The 16,110-nt window shown below is 37.4% G+C and carries 13 protein-coding genes, 7 pseudogenes and 1 other annotated feature; of the genes and pseudogenes, 13 read left to right on the plus strand and 7 right to left on the minus strand.

Going from position 1 to position 16,110, the window contains the following annotated elements; translation table 11 throughout:
* Nucleotides 1–75 precede the first annotated feature (75 nt).
* Both FTV09_RS14240 and FTV09_RS14245 read left to right on the plus strand, forming a co-directional pair.
* A complete protein-coding gene (locus FTV09_RS14240; protein ID WP_218950185.1) occupies nucleotides 76–294 on the plus strand; it encodes a hypothetical protein in 219 nt (72 codons plus the stop codon).
* 367 nt (nucleotides 295–661) lie between these two features.
* Nucleotides 662–871 carry a cold-shock protein gene (locus FTV09_RS14245; RefSeq protein WP_152874215.1) on the plus strand — a complete coding sequence of 70 codons (210 nt, stop codon included), beginning with the start codon at nucleotides 662–664 and terminating at the stop codon, nucleotides 869–871.
* A 374-nt stretch (nucleotides 872–1,245) separates the two neighbouring features.
* On the opposite strand, the gene FTV09_RS14250 is transcribed toward FTV09_RS14245, so the two are convergent.
* Nucleotides 1,246–1,596: a hypothetical protein gene (locus FTV09_RS14250; protein ID WP_171531798.1), complete on the minus strand. Its 351-nt coding sequence runs from the start codon at nucleotides 1,594–1,596 to the stop codon at nucleotides 1,246–1,248.
* 192 nt (nucleotides 1,597–1,788) lie between these two features.
* Here FTV09_RS14250 and FTV09_RS14255 point away from each other — a divergent pair.
* The 9 genes and pseudogenes from FTV09_RS14255 to FTV09_RS14285 all read left to right on the plus strand — a co-directional run.
* Nucleotides 1,789–1,947 (plus strand): annotated as a pseudogene (locus tag FTV09_RS14255) (IS3 family transposase); the annotation flags it as partial.
* Between the two features lie 22 nt (nucleotides 1,948–1,969).
* Nucleotides 1,970–2,226, plus strand: a pseudogene (locus FTV09_RS18245) (hypothetical protein); the annotation flags it as partial.
* A gap of 167 nt (nucleotides 2,227–2,393) precedes the next feature.
* The gene (locus FTV09_RS18140) at nucleotides 2,394–2,807 is read left to right on the plus strand and encodes a DUF2946 domain-containing protein (RefSeq protein ID WP_257222902.1); all 414 of its coding nucleotides are present in this window, start codon (nucleotides 2,394–2,396) and stop codon (nucleotides 2,805–2,807) included.
* Nucleotides 2,808–3,066: 259 nt separating this feature from the next.
* Entirely contained in the window at nucleotides 3,067–4,497 is a 1,431-nt protein-coding gene (locus FTV09_RS14260; protein ID WP_180058702.1) for a cytochrome ubiquinol oxidase subunit I, read from the plus strand.
* Nucleotides 4,490–5,494: a cytochrome d ubiquinol oxidase subunit II gene (gene cydB, locus FTV09_RS14265; protein WP_180058703.1), complete on the plus strand. Its 1,005-nt coding sequence runs from the start codon at nucleotides 4,490–4,492 to the stop codon at nucleotides 5,492–5,494. The genes FTV09_RS14260 and cydB overlap by 8 nt, the downstream gene beginning before the upstream one ends.
* Nucleotides 5,495–5,505: 11 nt before the next feature.
* Nucleotides 5,506–5,613: a DUF2474 family protein gene (locus FTV09_RS14270; protein ID WP_111886126.1), complete on the plus strand. Its 108-nt coding sequence runs from the start codon at nucleotides 5,506–5,508 to the stop codon at nucleotides 5,611–5,613.
* A 474-nt stretch (nucleotides 5,614–6,087) separates the two neighbouring features.
* Nucleotides 6,088–6,306 (plus strand): annotated as a pseudogene (locus tag FTV09_RS14275) (transposase); the annotation flags it as partial.
* A gap of 148 nt (nucleotides 6,307–6,454) precedes the next feature.
* Nucleotides 6,455–7,126 (plus strand): annotated as a pseudogene (locus FTV09_RS14280) (hypothetical protein).
* Nucleotides 7,123–7,920: pseudogene (locus tag FTV09_RS14285) on the plus strand (site-specific integrase); the annotation flags it as partial. The pseudogenes FTV09_RS14280 and FTV09_RS14285, both read left to right, overlap by 4 nt.
* 37 nt (nucleotides 7,921–7,957) lie before the next feature.
* Here FTV09_RS14285 and FTV09_RS14290 read toward each other — a convergent pair.
* A pseudogene (locus tag FTV09_RS14290) lies at nucleotides 7,958–9,191 on the minus strand (IS3 family transposase).
* Nucleotides 8,786–8,902: a sequence feature (AL1L pseudoknot), on the minus strand. It overlaps the preceding pseudogene by 117 nt.
* 44 nt (nucleotides 9,192–9,235) lie before the next feature.
* Here FTV09_RS14290 and FTV09_RS14295 point away from each other — a divergent pair.
* A pseudogene (locus tag FTV09_RS14295) lies at nucleotides 9,236–10,609 on the plus strand (BCCT family transporter); the annotation flags it as partial.
* A gap of 44 nt (nucleotides 10,610–10,653) precedes the next feature.
* On the opposite strand, the gene FTV09_RS14300 reads toward FTV09_RS14295, so the two are convergent.
* From FTV09_RS14300 to FTV09_RS14320, 5 genes are all read right to left on the minus strand, one after another.
* A complete protein-coding gene (locus tag FTV09_RS14300; RefSeq protein ID WP_180058704.1) occupies nucleotides 10,654–12,732 on the minus strand; it encodes a catalase in 2,079 nt (692 codons plus the stop codon).
* A 126-nt stretch (nucleotides 12,733–12,858) separates the two neighbouring features.
* Nucleotides 12,859–13,554, minus strand: coding sequence for a DUF421 domain-containing protein (locus tag FTV09_RS14305; protein ID WP_171531800.1), 696 nt, complete (start codon nucleotides 13,552–13,554; stop codon nucleotides 12,859–12,861).
* A 40-nt stretch (nucleotides 13,555–13,594) separates the two neighbouring features.
* The gene (locus tag FTV09_RS14310; RefSeq protein ID WP_171531815.1) at nucleotides 13,595–13,891 is read right to left on the minus strand and encodes a hypothetical protein; all 297 of its coding nucleotides are present in this window, start codon (nucleotides 13,889–13,891) and stop codon (nucleotides 13,595–13,597) included.
* Between the two features lie 86 nt (nucleotides 13,892–13,977).
* Nucleotides 13,978–14,250, minus strand: a complete 273-nt coding sequence (locus tag FTV09_RS14315; RefSeq protein WP_171531801.1) for a hypothetical protein — start codon at nucleotides 14,248–14,250, stop codon at nucleotides 13,978–13,980.
* A gap of 189 nt (nucleotides 14,251–14,439) precedes the next feature.
* Entirely contained in the window at nucleotides 14,440–14,892 is a 453-nt protein-coding gene (locus tag FTV09_RS14320) for a CinA family protein (protein ID WP_180058707.1), read from the minus strand.
* Nucleotides 14,893–14,950: 58 nt separating this feature from the next.
* Here FTV09_RS14320 and FTV09_RS14325 point away from each other — a divergent pair, with 58 nt between their 5' ends.
* Nucleotides 14,951–15,883 (plus strand): IS5-like element ISAha3 family transposase, encoded by a 933-nt coding sequence (locus FTV09_RS14325; RefSeq protein WP_180058705.1) that lies wholly within the window; start codon nucleotides 14,951–14,953, stop codon nucleotides 15,881–15,883.
* Nucleotides 15,884–16,110 lie beyond the last annotated feature (227 nt).

A 16,110-nucleotide genomic window follows, 5' to 3' on the forward strand; every position in this document is an offset into this window, starting at 1 on the left:
GATCCATGCACGTGTAGCAGTTCTTAACAGATTTACGGAATTAGGTCGACCACTTACCCAAGTTACGCCTTAAATTTGGCTCAATTAGGGGCGCTTTGCATTTCAAATCTTTGTGCAACAAAGCCGTTTTTCAAAGAACTGAATTTAGGTAATGACGATGATTTTGTAATCGTCGATCCTAAAAAGATTGCGGGTAAATTTGGTGCAGCAAACTTCATTCACTTAATCAATGTCCCAAACTTTGATGATAAAGATAGATTTTTAAAGTGGGCATACACTCAATTAAATCGATAGTTCATATCAAAAATTGCTTTAAAGATATATTTTAAATGCATCTTTGATTAAATAATCCTATAATTTACTGACTCATGTCAGCGCAACTGAATTGGGTGAAGCCTCACATGTATATGTGGGGCTTTTTCATTCAATTGATGGAAAGTGTGAGTGATCGAGCTTCGTGATATAAATCTAATTATTACCTTAATATGATAAATAATTATCACTTTAGTAAATAATTGGAAAACAAAACAAGCACTTGATTCACATAGATCTAACAGTTGTATCCTCATATTTAAGAATTATTGGTTATATTGAATATGCTTGTTAATTAATCAGTATTTACAGCAATTTCTAAACTTATAATTACTTAAAGGAAATATGAATGTCTAATTTAACAAAAGGGACAGTGAAGTGGTTCAACGGTACAAAAGGTTTTGGATTTATTGCTTCCGATACAGGTGAAGAATTATTTGCACACTATAGTGAAGTACGAATCGATGGCTATAAAGTACTAGAGGAAGGTCAGCGTGTAATGTTTGAAATTACGAATGGTAAGAAAGGCAAGCAAGCCAGCAATATCCAAATTCTCTAAAATAATAATTTCCCAAACATGTCATGTATTGCCCCGTCTTTGAAAGACGGGTTTTTGTCATAAATTGCCATTAAGTTTTAATATTTAAATGCTTAATTTAAATGAAATCTTCATGATAAGAGCAATAAAAAATGATCTTTACAAGACTACAAGTACTGATTGGCGGACTAATTATAAGTTTGTTGATTTCTTCTGTGTGGATTTACCATGAGAAGAAGAAACAACGACGGGAAGAGATTCAAAAAATCATTACGGAAGCGAGAGCAGGATTAAGTCACGCTCAATAATATGTGTGATTCATAGACACCCATTATATTGAAAGGATGTCTATGAATCACACAATGGTGATGGGTTCTCTTAAAGTTTAAACCTTATTATTTAACTTCAGTAATGCTGATTGGCTGGTCTTTTACAAATTCAACAACCCCTTCACCACGTTTAAAGTGAATTGAAACTCCATTATTATTAGCTAAACGAATACCACTACCAGCAACTGTTTGCTTTAAACCATATACCACGCCTGAGTTATCAGTCATTAAAGCAGTTTCAAAGTTATCCGATGATTTCAGAAAAATTAATAAACCATTCGGACCAGAAAACGTAAGGACCTGCGTATCAGCTGAAGTATTGCTTGTAGCCTTATCTTGTAAAGTTTCAGTCTTTGGACTCGAAGTACACCCAGTCATTGTTAAAACTAACAAAGTTAAACTTAAAAAATATTTCATATAATTACCTTTCTCATATGTAAATCATAATTATATTTATACTAATTGTTATAATTCAACAATAAATAATATTACTTTTTTTTACATAAAAAGCTATAAATCACATTTTGAACCGTACCGGGATTGTCGGAGACTTCTTTTCTTGAGATGAAAAGCATTCCTTCGTAAGACGTAGCGAAGCGTAGTGTCCCGATGAAAAAAGTAAAATATACTCCTGAAATCAGAGAAAGAGCGGTTCAATTATTGATTGAATCCGAAAAAGATTATCCATCGAATTGGGCCGCAATCACAGCTATTGCATCCAAGATTGATTGTAAGCCTGAAACACTTCGTATTTGGTATCAGAAATATTGATCCTAGACAGTTTCGCCGCCAAACCGATATGCAAACGCAAAAAGCACAATATTCATATTCATGAGGGAACGACAACATCTGAATTTGTGCAGATTCGTCATGATCGGGATGCAACATTAAGTATGCCTAAACTGATTTTACCGTCGATTCAAATCCATATGAAAGCGGGTTAATTTCCCCCAACCTGAAAACATTGGCTCATCATATTTAAAGTTACCGCTTAAATTTTTAAAACATAAAATATTGTATTTGAAATTATTAAAGGCTTTTTTATGACTTTATCTTAAAAATTCATATTTATATCTTTAAAGTGAATATTCACTTTAAAGATTCTGCTATTTTAGGTATATTAATTCTATAAAGCTGACTTGTATGATCGGATTTCAAGCCAGCGCTACTTTTTAAAGTATTTTAGTTTCGTTGGCATACGTTGAGAGAATATGTTGCTAAGACAGAGTGGACTGTTTTTTGCAATTGTGACTTTATTTTTGCAAATCGCAGTATATTTACAACCACTATTACCCGAAGAATTTCAAATTGCTCCGGTATGTCTTTCTATTACACATAATTTACTGTCCCCCGAAAAGCACAAACACGTACATGAGACGTATAACGAACTAGTTCATCATCTGACCCAAGATCATAACCACGACGATCACAATGGACATGACCATCAATGCCAATACTGTACCGTCTATGGTGATGTTGTCCTACCTTTTGATTTTGAGATAGTTGAAATCATCGATAAGATTCAAGTCCGTCTAAGTTTCTATAAAGATGCTTTCCGACATGTATATTTCTCACTGCAAAGGCTTTACTTACTTCCACAAGGTAGGGCACCTCCACACACACTTTAAATCCTAATCAGACCAACAATTTGAATTGTTGATTTACCTCGGTATTTAAAGAGTGATTTTATGAAACTTTATATTTTTGCACCGTTTAGCGGATGCGAACAGAATCGGTTCGCCTATATGATTAGGCTAAAACAATTGATCAAATCCCAACAGATTCACAACAGTCTGCGTCATCATACTGATCTATCTTGCCTAAAACAGTCCCGAAATTATGGGCCGTTTGTGGTTCACCGCATAATTCCACAATAAGGTGATAGACATGAATTTAGGTTTGACAGCACTTGAATTGGCGCGAATTCAATTCGCTTTTACAGTTTCTTTTCATATTATTTTCCCTGCAATTTCCATTGGTCTGGCAAGTTTTCTTGCGGTCTTAGAATGGCGTTGGCTAAAAGCACAAGATCCTGTTTACCGTGATCTGTTCCAATTTTGGATTAAGGTGTTTGCATTGTCTTTCGGAATGGGAGTGGTTTCAGGGGTAGTCATGAGCTACCAATTTGGCACCAACTGGAGTGAATTCTCTCGTATTGCGGGTAGTGTCACTGGCCCCTTACTTAGTTATGAGGTCTTGAGTGCCTTCTTCTTAGAAGCGGGTTTCCTAGGCATTATGCTGTTTGGTTGGGGAAGAGTGGGTCCTAAAACCCATTTCTTTGCCACACTGATGGTGGCAATTGGCACTTGTATTTCCATGTTTTGGATTTTATCTTCCAATAGCTGGATGCAAACTCCACAAGGCTTCAGCTTTGAAAATGGCATTATTGTGCCGCAAGATTGGTTTGCTATCGTTTTTAACCCATCATTCCCATATCGCTTAGCGCATATGGCTCTAGCAGCATTCCTAGTATCTGGCTTATTGGTCGCTGCTACTGCAGCATGGCACTTACTCAAAGGTCGCCGTGATGCCTTAGTAAAAAAATCATTTTCTATGGCGATGTGGATGATTCTCGCACTTGCACCTTTACAGGTATTTGTGGGAGATATGCATGGTCTAAATACGCTAGAACATCAACCTGCGAAACTTGCTGCGATTGAAGGTCACTGGGAAACTAATAAAGATCATGGCATGCCGTTATATTTGTTCGGTATTCCTGATATGGAGGCGGAAGAAACCAAGTATGCAATTGGCATTCCGAACCTCGGTAGTCTGATCATGACGCACACCTTAGAGGGTGAGGTGAAAGGCTTAAAAGAATTTGCCCCTGAAGATCGACCAAACTCGCTCGTAGTATTTTGGAGCTTCCGCATTATGGTCGGTATGGGAGTCTTGATGATTTTGCTTGCTCTGATGGGTGCATGGTTGCGTAAAACTGGGAAATTTTATGAGTCAAAATGGCTACACAAATTTGCCTTATGTATGGGACCTTCAGGCTTTATTGCCCTGCTTGCTGGTTGGTTTACCACAGAAGTCGGTCGTCAACCTTGGGTCGTGTATGGCGTACTGCGTACCAAAGATGCCTTGTCACCAGTATCGGCAGAACAAGTCGGTTTAACTTTAATAATCTTTGTGATTGTCTACTGCGTCGTATTTGGTATTGGGATTTATTACATGCTCAAATTGATGGTTAAAGGACCACAGTTCATTCATTCTCAAGCCCATAGCGATGGTGAGGTCATTCGTGCATCAAATCGTCCAATGAGTACGATTGATGAGTCGCTTGAAGTACAACCACAGGAGAAAAACCATGATTGATTTATCCTTAATTTGGGTGGTAATCATTGCTGTGGGTGTGTTGATTTATGTGGTACTCGATGGCTTTGATTTAGGGATTGGTATCCTCTTTCCTTTAGTAAAAGATCGCCAAGAACGCGATGTGATGATGAATACCGTCGCACCAGTTTGGGATGGCAATGAAACTTGGATGGTTTTAGGTGGCGCAGGCTTATTTGCGGCATTTCCATTGGTGTATTCGACTGTGCTTTCTGCGCTGTATATGCCGATTATCTTAATGGTCATCTCACTGATTTTCCGTGGTGTCGCCTTTGAGTTTCGTTTTAAAGCGAACCGCACCAAACATTTATGGGATCAAGCGTTTATTTGGGGCTCGATCTTGGCATCATTCTTCCAAGGTATGATTTTAGGTGCTTATATCCAAGGGATTGAAACCACTAATGGTATTTATAGTGGTGGCGGATTGGATTGGTTGACCCCATTTTCAATTTTTACTGGGATTGCTGTAGTGGTGCTGTATGCCAGCTTGGGCTGTGGTTGGCTGATTTTTAAAACTGATGCACGTGTTCAAAATCATATGTTTAGCCTCATGCCAAAACTAATTATTGCTTTATTGGTGATTTTTGCTGCAGTGAGTATTTACACCCCAATGGTACATGCAGAGATTGCAAATCGTTGGTTTAGTTTGCCACAACTATATTACTTTAGCCCTGTGCCGATTCTCGTGGTGGTGTTTACATTATTGGCTTTACGTGCCTGTAAAAGACGTCAGGAATTTGCACCGTTCATTTATACCTTAGCCTTAGTACTGTTGGCCTATACTGGATTTTTAATTAGTCTATGGCCAAATATCATCCCACCATCCGTCACCATTTGGCAGGCAGCAGCCCCACAAAGCAGCCAGTTATTTGCCCTGATTGGAGCATTGGTGTTGATTCCAATTATTTTGTTCTATACCGCACTGTCGTATTGGGTGTTCCGTGATAAAGTCCGTGTCGGGGATGATGGCTATCATTAAGGAGAATCATCATGAAACTGAATCAAGTAGGATGGTTTGTTGTACTTTGGCTGGGTGGCGTACTGACCTTAGCTATTGTTGCAGTTTTTTTTAGAATGCTCATTCAATGGGCATATTAGTTAAGTTGATGTTATCTCTAATCCATCATCTTGTTAATCAAGCTGATGGATTGTAAACGTCCACTGAAACCCATACCTATTTTTTAATTTGAGTTGGGTTTCCAGTGGTGTGGTAGTAGTTCTTCATTTAGGTCATTGGGTCAGCAGCCTTTTCAGCACATGACTTAAATTATGCGTACGGTTCAAAGTTATTCAGCTTTGCTGGACTGGATTAAAGCACGATATTGACAGCTCGTTGACCACTGTAGCGACCCAGCAAAAAGCCAGATCTTATATCCCAAACCTAAGTTATGACCTAAATTTGAGTGAGTTGGAAAAAGTGGCTTCTGTATTGATATTAATATCTAATTGTGTTGGTTCTTTTTAAGAACCATATGTAATGTGGTTCCGTTAATTAGACCACTCAATTGAGTTTTATAAGGGCTTTGTTGCACAAATCTATCTCTAAGGCTTATTCCACAATATAATTTTCAAATGAAGATGCCTACACATAAAATCTACCGCACAACCAATTGGTTCGCATATAACCGAGCACTCATTAATTGCGGAAATATTGCCATTTGGTTCGATCCAGCTACGCAATGGTATGCGCCATCAAAATGCAAACAAGGGCGATATCAAACCTACTCCGACGCAGCCGCCCAATGCTGCTTAATGATTAGATCCTTATTCCGTCTGTCTTTACGTATGATTTAGTATAAAAATAAGGTTAGTAAATAAATTTTATAAATCAGATACTTTTTTAGTAAATATAAAATCTATTTGATTTTATTTTGTTAATTTTGGGACTATAATATTCTATTATTTTAACGCTAAAAATAATTTACCTGTGCAGAAAAAAATGATGACACCATTGCTCATTGATGCATTAACAATATCTGAAGGTAGGTTTGAAAAACCATGTCCAGCTTTAGTTTTGAAAATAATGTTACTCAATGGGGAAATAAGCAGTGAGTTTTCAGAAAAAATTAAAAATCAAGCATTACTACTGCTCGCGATATATCGTAAGTTATTGCTTGCTGTCGATAGGGATTTATGTAAGGTAAAAACTCTAAAGGGCAGTGTGAAAAGAAGACACTGGGGAAAAATGGATAAAGCACAGGACAAGATGGTGGTTGCAGACCAACTTCGGCTAAAGCGTTTAGATCCAGAAGAAATGCCTTTATTTTTAAATACACAGCATTATCTAAATAAGCTGCCTATTTCCTTTGTAAAAAAACTGGTAGGTTAGGCACCACCAGTGGTGAGTGGTACTTTTTTAATTGAAAATGTTTTAGCAGGTTATATCTTCCATAAGCTTTTACCATTAGAAATAATTAAAGTAAAAGAGCTTGGAAAATCTGTGCAACCCTATTTTCACATAGCTGACTTTTTTGTACTTTTACCTCAACTAGAAAAACTTTATCAAAAATATCAAAAGCAAATTGTTCATTTGGCGCCAACGGCAGAAGTTGCTTTAGCCTTAACAGACTTTGGGAAAGCATGGATTTATCGTCTTAGGAGTAGGCTATGAATATTTATTTTAAGCAACTGCTAGAATGGATAAACCAGAATACCCCTATAGAAGAACAAAAACTCCTCCGAGCATTATTTTTATTACGTGCACATTATAGCTTAGCCGGTATCGTTGTCATTTGTCAGCGAATTTTCACTTTGATTGGTGATAATGAATTACCAAAATTTCGTGATGAGCTTAATACTTTAGAGATCATTAGTGCATTAGAGTATTCTGAGGAATATTCACATTTTTTTTCAAAAACAACGGATAAAAATAAACATAATCCCACGCCGTTGCGCCCCTTTACTGGAGACAGTGGAATTTGTGATTTGCTGTTGCTTAAATCAGGAGAAAATCATAATAATGAGAGTTTTGATGCGGTAATTATTTAGTTTTTAAATCAAATATTTCATTTTCAAGACAAGGTACATGCTCTTGAGCTTTATAGTAATTATTTAAATGGCAATGGCATTACAAAGCTGAAAGACCTAAAAGGATCTCGTGTGTATAATGCCTTTTTAGCGATTAGGCTATTAGGTGATGCTGGTAATACACAGATTTTAGAAGATGTAAAAGCCTCACTGCTTCAAAATTCACCGAAACAACTGATTCAGTTAATGTCTGTTCATAATAATGATGAACAATTAAATAAAATTTATTATGCATTAAAGCTATTTTTATCACAAATCTGGCGAAATAATCGGCTAAAAAATAACAAAAAACGTCGAGAGTTTTTACACCGTATAGGGATAAAGCACAAAAAATTGATCCTACAACGATATGGTTCATTAAGTATTGCTATCCAACCTGAACCGTACCGGGTTTGTCGGAGACTTTTTATTTAAGTTAGGCCACCTGACCTAACGGGTTAATCTTATCATAGTACATTGCTTCAAACTCAAAAGGCGATACATAACCGAGTGCACTATGTACACGCTTTTTATTGAACCAATCTACCCAATTTAATGTCGCAAGTTGTACATCCGCTAAACCTTGCCAATCTGCTTTTAAATATTCAATCACCTCTGTTTTGTATAACCCATTCACTGTTTCAGCCAAAGCATTATCGTATGAATCACCGGTCGTACCGACTGATGCTCGTAAATTTGCTGCTTCTAAACGATTGGTATAGCGAATAGAAAGATATTGAACACCTCTATCGGAATGATGAATCACATTCTTTGGCATACCTCGGTCATGCAATGCTTGCTCCAATGCATCCAGGACCATGTCTGTATTCATACGTATTGATACTTTCCATCCAACAATGGCTCGTGAGAATACATCAATAATAAAGGCAGTATAGACCCAACCTGAATTAGTTTGAATATACGTGAAGTCAGCGACCCACAGGTGGTCAGGCTGATCTGCACTAAAATTCCGTTTTACCAAGTCATCCGCTCGTTTTTGATCATCTCGGCTACGGGTAGTTTGTTTATTCTTACCACGCCAAACACCTTGTAGACCTAGCTTTTGCATCAATCGAGCAACTGTACAGCGTGCAATAATATAGCCTTCACGTTTCAGTTTTTGCCAAACTTTACGTACACCATATCGACCTGAACTTTCCTTCCAAATTCGTTTAATCTCCTCAGCATGATGCAAGTCATGTAAATCTCGTTTCGCTCGATGTTCTGGATTGTCCGCGAGATCTAAAGTCCGGTAATAGGTTGAAGGGGTGATCGGTAAAATTCTACAAATCGCCTCGACTCCATACAGCTCTTTATTATGATGGATAAAATCCACCATTATTTGTGTGGGCGGTCGAGCTCCGCCTGGGCGAAAAAAGCGGCTGCTTTACGTAAAATTTCATTGGCACGTTGCAGTTCTTTATTTTCACGTTCAAGTTGTTTAATACGTTCTTGATCTGAAAGCTGCTGTACTTTGATTGGATTCTGTAGATTTAAATGCTTCTGATGCCAGGAGCGTAGTGTTTCAGGCGTACAACCCTTGCGCAGTATACTGCTCAGGGAGCAATTGCTGCGATTGCAGCCCAAGTAGAAGGATAACCTTTTTCGGATTCAATCAATAATTGAACCGCTCTATCTCTGATTTCAGGGGTATATTTTGGTTTTGTCATTGGGACATTCTCTCAAGAAAAGTGGTCTCCGACAAACCCGGTACGGTTCAGTATTTGGTGTCGCAACGACTTTAGGTTTTGGTGTAACCCAAATTAACTCAGGCCTGAATTATCTATTCGGGATTGAATATTCAACGACGACGCAGCTAATTCTAATCGTCATTGTTACAGCTATGGCCTCTTTGTCCGTATTTATGGGCTTAGACAAGGGTATTAAACGATTATCAGAGATCAATTTAGACTTAGCATTAACCCTCTTATTATTTGTATTTTTTGCTAGTTCAACGATATTCATATTACAAGCGACTATACAAAATGCTGGCCAGTATTTTTCAAACTTATTCAACATGACCTTTAATTTATATGCCTATCAATCTGATGGTTGGATTGGTGGTTGGACAATTATGTACTGGGCATGGTGGATTTCATGGTCACCATTCGTAGGTATGTTTATTGCGCGTGTGTCTGAAGGACGTACTATTCGTGAGTTTATTGTAGGTGTTTTACTTATTCCAACAGGCTTCACGCTGATCTGGATGGGAGTCATGGGGAATGCTGCACTCTATAGTATTTTAAACGAAGCGAACACCTCGCTGATTTCTGCAGTGCAACGAGATTCATCCGTTGCGTTATTTGAATATTTAGGGACCTTGCCATTCTCAGGCGTGATGAGTTTTGTGGCGACCATTCTGGTCATGTTGTTTTTTGTGACATCGGCAGACTCTGGGGCTTTAGTTACAGACTATCTAACTGCAAAATCTGAAAACTCTCCAACTTGGCAGCGATTGTTTTGGACAACGTTAATGGCTGTACTTGCGATTGTTTTGTTGTTTGCAGGATGTTTAGGAGCTTTGCAATCTGCAACAATGTTGAGTGCATTACCATTCACCTTCGTAATGCTTTTAATTTGCTGGGGCTTAGTCAAGGCTTTACATTTAGATGCAACCAAGATGCAAGCATTACAGGATGCACGTATTACACCTAGAGCAATTCATAATCCAAGAAGTTGGCAGCAACGTTTAGGATTGATTATGCATTATCCGCATACACGTGAAGAAGTTGAACAGTATATTGATACAACGGTAAGCCAGGCATTTTCAAATCTACAGAAAGAGTTTAAGCGTCGTCATTTAGATGTGACGGTAAACACGATAGATGATGGCTTGCAGCTACGTGTAAACCATCAAGATGAGATTAACTTTATATACCAAGTGGTTGTCCAAGAAAAAAATATACCAAGCTTTATGTTGGATTCAGCAGAAATCACGCAAGATTATCAAGCTGAAGTATTTTTGAGGGAAGGTGGTCAAAATTATGACATTATCGAATGGACGCAAGAAGATATTTTACAAGATGTCATTGATCAATACGAACGACATCTACATTTTTTAAATCTAGTTCGAACCAAGAGCCAATAAATAAAAAAACCGCCCAGAAGGGCGGTTTTTTATTCTTAGTTAAATTAGGCCGGTATAGAAGCAACCTTATCTTCACGATCCCAATATCGATGATTTTGAATAGCTGTTTTAAATTGATCACTGACATCTTTGAAACTTTGTGAAATGAGAAGCGCAGCATCTTGGATGAGATTTAGTTCTTTAATTAAAGCCTCTTTATCACCCAATAATACTATAGGTTTAAGATGCTTAAAAGTTTCCAAAACATAGTGTTTAGCTACACCATCACTCAGGAATTCATCTAAATTTTCACCATCAATAACAACGACAGCATCGTAGGTAACTGAAGGTTCGCCATTCTGACGTCCATCCACTGCAATTTCTTTACCATCGTTAGATTTCACTGGCGCAGCATTAGGCGCTAATATTTCTACTACAGCGCTTTCTGATTCGCCCCAAGTCCTGATTGCATCGATAGATGAAGCATTTGCACCGTTGTGCACCAACAGTGCGATTTTCCGTTGCTTAATATCAGATGCTGGGTATGCCAATGTGCTTAAGTGATCAGATTTAGCGACGGTAGCTTTCTTAATCGATTTACTTTGCTTAGTTGGAGCAGCTAATCCCAATTCATTTGCTACAAATTGAGCTAAATCCAAATCAATATTTGCAAGCACCTCATTTACAACTCTTTCCCTAATTTCAACAGCTTTCACTTTTGAGAGTTCAAATGCATAGGCATCCTTTATATGCTGTTGTTCATGCTTAGCAAGACTTTGGTAATGCATGGTCGCTTGCGAGAAATGATCTGCGAAGCTTTCTGGTCGGATTCTTAACTTGCTGCCTTGGATTTCTTCAGGATGGGTCCGAAATGCATGCGGATCATTATTAGATTCTCTAGGCCAATTTTCATCTACAGAGTTAGGCTCATAATTCGCTTTACCTTTATAGACTTCATGGTTTGCATAGCCGCCACGTCGATTTGTATGGAAAGGGCAGACTGGTTTATTAATTGGAATTTGATTAAAGTTTGCAGTACCTAAACGGTGCAAATGGGTATCTGTATAGCTGAACAGACGACCTTGTAATAAAGGGTCATTACTAAAATCAATTCCTGAAACAATATTGGCTGGACTGAAAGCAACTTGCTCTGTTTCAGCAAAGAAATCATCTGTATTTCGATTTAGAGTAAATTTACCTAGTGGGGTAATAGGTACGAGCTCTTCAGGTACCAGTTTTGTCGCATCCAAAACATCAAAGTCCCATTGAGCCGCTTGTTCTTCAGTAAAGATCTGTGCCCCTAATTCCCACTCAGGATAATTGCCACGTTCAATGGCATCCCATAGATCGCGGCGATGGAAGTCTGGATCTTTACCATTAAGTTTTAGAGCTTCATCCCAAACGACTTGGGCAACACCTTGCTTAGGAGTCCAGTGAAATTTAACTAAATGCGCCTGATTTTCTTTATTGATTAATCTGAAGGTATGTACACCAAAACCTTGAATCGATCGTAAATTTCTCGGGATAGCACGATCTGACATCACCCAAGTTGTCATGTGAGAGGCTTCGGTATTTAAAGAAATAAAATCCCAAAACGTATCATGCGCAGATTGACCTGTTGGAACTTCATTCGGATCTTCAGGCTTTACAGCGTGGACAAAGTCAGGGAACTTGATTGCGTCCTGAATAAAAAATACAGGAATGTTATTACCTACTAAATCGTAGTTTCCATCTTCGGTATAAAACTTAATGGAAAACCCGCGTACATCACGGACTACATCAGCTGATCCGCGTCCACCTTGTACTGTAGAAATCCTGACAAAGATTGGTGTTGGATTTTGAGTGTTAGTCAAAAATTTAGCCTTAGTCCATTTTTCGTTGCCTTCATAAGCTTCAAAATAACCATGCGCTCCAACACCACGAGCATGCACTACACGCTCAGGGATACGTTCACGGTCAAAATGAATTAACTTATCTCGTAAGAGAAAATCTTCTAACAGAGTAGGACCAGTCTGATTTATTTTTAAGCTATTTTGATTGTCAGCTACAGGTACACCCAAAGATGAGGTCAGTGTTTTACCTTTAGGGGCTACATATGCCTCTTTTTCAAACTGATCAATTTTAGGGTTATTTGATTTTTTCATGAGCTACATCCCTTTGTCTGATGTTATTTAGTACATGTGCTAGATAAGGTTTTGCTATTGCATAAAGCTAATATAGATAATAAAGATGCTTGGCAAATTTAAAGTAAAAAATTGTCTATTTTGTGCTCAATCTGATGATTGATTGGAGCTACTTTCACAATAAAAAGCAGATTCAGCCCAGCGGTCACATTTGCAGCGGGGGCACTGAGCATTTAGAGAACTAATAAATTGTGTTTGACCACACAGCATGCACGAATAGTATTTTTTAGAATCAAAACGCTTTGCTTTTTGGTAGTGATCAGGAAAAATTGGTAGTCCCCATTTGATATTATCTTTGGCATAAGGAATTACACTTAGACACCCATCAGTTTCAAGTAAGGCTGATTTGACTTGCCCTAAGTGTTCTATTTTGTTTTGCCTTAACTCAGCAAAAAATTCGTCATATGAATACTTTTCCTGTTTGATATCTTCAACAATCAATAAGCCATCTTTGACGATATACATTGGCCTACCTTCTAACAATGTTTCAAAAGCATCTGATTTCATGATTAGATATGTTGTGAATCTATACAGAAGAATAATGACTGCAAACACAATGAGTGCTTGTATGATAGGAATATCATCATTAAACATTGGATCGCCAGCTGCAGAACCCAAACTTAAAATGATGGCTAACTCAAATACTGAAAGTTGCCTGACACCTCTTTTACCTGAAAATCTTAAAAAAATAATAATTAATATAAACATAATGATGCATCGGATAATAATTTCCAATGCAAAATTAAAAGAGGTGTCATGCAGAATTATTTTTATAAAGTCCATGCTTAATACATTTTTTGAATTTTAGTTTAGAAGTTGTTGTTTACATCTTTTCCCAAGCATCTTTAATAGCATGTTTAGCATGTTCCCATTTCAAACGAGAATCTGCTTTGAACTCTTCCCATTTGGTTTGTAAATCCGGCTCAGAATCCTCAAATCGAGCATTCTCACCATACAGATGGCGTTCACGTTGTCCAAGCTCATATGCCGATCTCAAGTCTCGATCATAATCAATATCGGGTACTTCACGTTGAAGATCGCCATAGTACGGTCTATTGGAGTAATCCGTGCGCCAGTCATGATGTATTGGATGTTCATTTTGATGGTCGTTCATTGTAATAACTCCGATTAATTAGTTAATTAATTACAAAAGCAGTGATCCCTGGGCTGCTTCTGTAAATTAAAAAATTACTGTTGTTACTTTGACTATTGGTCTTGCTGTTGATTCTGCTGACGTTGTTGATCAGACTGCTGATTTTGTTGGTGTTGAGGTTGCTGTTGTTGTTGCTGACCATTTTGCTGACGCTGTTGATCAGACTGTTGGTTTTGTTGATGTTGGGGTTGCTGCTGCTGTTGCTGATCATTTTGCTGACGTTGTTGATCAGATTGTTGATTTTGTTGGTGTTGAGGTTTTTGAGTATCGCCACGTTGGTGCTGTAGACGAGTATCATTATTTTGATCTTGGTTATAGTTAGACATAATACTGTTCCTTTAAAGATTAATTAGATAATCTACTCAATCACAGTAGATCAATTATTAATAACATGAATATTATAAATTTAAATATTTAAGATGTTACATAATCTGTATTAAGTTTCACTGTGTTTAAAGATTATGTATTGGGTGCTGTTTTATATGGATAAATGGGTTTTATTTAATTACATGAAGCTAACAATAATAATTTTTTAATATTTTTGAGAGTGATTTTAGAATAGCTTTATATAGAGTATTTAATTTTTTATTAGGTTTTCCTTTAGTTCTAATTCTGAAGTTATAGTAGTTTTTTTTAAAGAAGATGCAATAGAAAAAAGTACCTACTGGTTTATATTTGTTTTCAGATCCTCCACGCTTTAAAAGCCCAGTGCAAGAAATATAAATATCTGATTTAAAAAGTTTTTTACCATTCACTATCATTTGTGTGGTGACTTCTTGGGATTCCGCTGTATATTTGTTTATAAGTGATTGTTTTATATTTAAAATACGCTTCTTGAATAGTAAGTCATAACTTACAACAGAGCCATCAAGAAGTATCCCAGAGTTTTTATCCTGTGAAATTCTATATGCTAAATATCCAGCACTAGCACTTTCAAATAGCGTTATTGATAGGGATTTTTTAGAAATAAAGGGCTTTGTTGCACAAAGCTATTCTTGAAGGCTTCTTCAGTAATATAATTTCCAGATGAAGAAGCCTACACCTAAAATCTATCGTACAACCAATTGGTCCTCGTATAACCAAGCTTTAATCAAGCGAGGAAATATTTCAATCTGGTTTGATCCTAAGACGCAATGGTATGCACAACCACAAGGCAAGCAAGGACGAAATCAAACTTATTCCGATACAGCGATTCAATGCTGTTTAATGATCAAATCTCTATTCCGTCTTTCTTTACGTATGGTTACTGGCTTTGTTCAAAGCCTGATTAAACTCTGTGGCTTGAATTGGGCAGCACCAGATTACTCCACCCTTTGTAGACGACAAAAGCATATTGATATTGCGATAAGCTATCAGAAAAGTCATGATGGGTTACACCTACTTGTCAACTCTACGGGTTTAAAGTTTTTAGGTGAAGGCGAATGGAAGCGTAAAAAACATCAGCCTGAATACCGTCGGCAATGGCGTAAACTGCATATTGGTATAGATGCTGAAACACTGCAAATACGTGCCGTTCAGCTTACTACAAATAATGTCAGTGATTCACAAGTACTAGGTGATTTACTGGATCAAATTCCACTAGATGAGCGAATAGATTCTGTCTATACCGATGGCGCGTACGACACGAAGTGCTGCAGAAAAGTGATTTCAGATCGTCAAGCACATGCAGTAATTCCACCCAGAAAGAATGCCAAGCCCTGGAAAGATTCTAAAATAAGTTCAATAGAACGAAATGAGTTACTTCAAACGGTTAAACATTTAGGCAGAACCCTATGGAAAAAATGGTCGGGTTATCACCGTCGTAGTTTGGTGGAAACCAAGATGCATTGCATCAAATTATTAGGTGATAGGCTGACGGCAAGACATTTTCAAAGTCAGGTCAATGAAATTCATGCGCGTGTGGCAGTTCTGAATAGATTTACGGAATTAGGTAGACCTCGCACCCAAGTTGTGTCTTAAATTTGAATGGATTGGGGAGAACTCAGCTTTTGAATGTTTATGCAACAAAGCCGAAATAAAGTCAAAAATTGATTTCATATAAATTATCCTATGAATATTTTCTCTGTACACGACAAATTTCATAGGATCCTTGTCCTATCAGGCTTTTTCTTTCTTAAAATTGCTAGCACTTTCTTAAATTCTTCTTTTTTTCCAAAACCAATCAAACGTAGAATAGCCATTTGAAC

Origin of the sequence: Acinetobacter sp. YH12227 (assembly GCF_013417785.1) — a bacterium.
Taxonomy (GTDB): Bacteria; Pseudomonadota; Gammaproteobacteria; order Pseudomonadales; family Moraxellaceae; genus Acinetobacter; species Acinetobacter gandensis.

Excerpts from the sequence above, each read along its gene's own strand:
- FTV09_RS14245 (WP_152874215.1), top strand. The coding sequence starts at position 662 with ATGTCTAATTTAACAAAAGGGACAGTGAAGTGGTTCAACGGTACAAAA.
- FTV09_RS14250 (WP_171531798.1), bottom strand. The coding sequence starts at position 1,596 with ATGAAATATTTTTTAAGTTTAACTTTGTTAGTTTTAACAATGACTGGG.
- FTV09_RS14260 (WP_180058702.1), top strand. The coding sequence starts at position 3,067 with ATGAATTTAGGTTTGACAGCACTTGAATTGGCGCGAATTCAATTCGCT.
- cydB (WP_180058703.1), top strand. The coding sequence starts at position 4,490 with ATGATTGATTTATCCTTAATTTGGGTGGTAATCATTGCTGTGGGTGTG.
- FTV09_RS14270 (WP_111886126.1), top strand. The coding sequence starts at position 5,506 with ATGAAACTGAATCAAGTAGGATGGTTTGTTGTACTTTGGCTGGGTGGC.
- FTV09_RS14300 (WP_180058704.1), bottom strand. The coding sequence starts at position 12,732 with ATGAAAAAATCAAATAACCCTAAAATTGATCAGTTTGAAAAAGAGGCA.
- FTV09_RS14305 (WP_171531800.1), bottom strand. The coding sequence starts at position 13,554 with ATGGACTTTATAAAAATAATTCTGCATGACACCTCTTTTAATTTTGCA.
- FTV09_RS14315 (WP_171531801.1), bottom strand. The coding sequence starts at position 14,250 with ATGTCTAACTATAACCAAGATCAAAATAATGATACTCGTCTACAGCAC.
- FTV09_RS14325 (WP_180058705.1), top strand. The coding sequence starts at position 14,951 with ATGAAGAAGCCTACACCTAAAATCTATCGTACAACCAATTGGTCCTCG.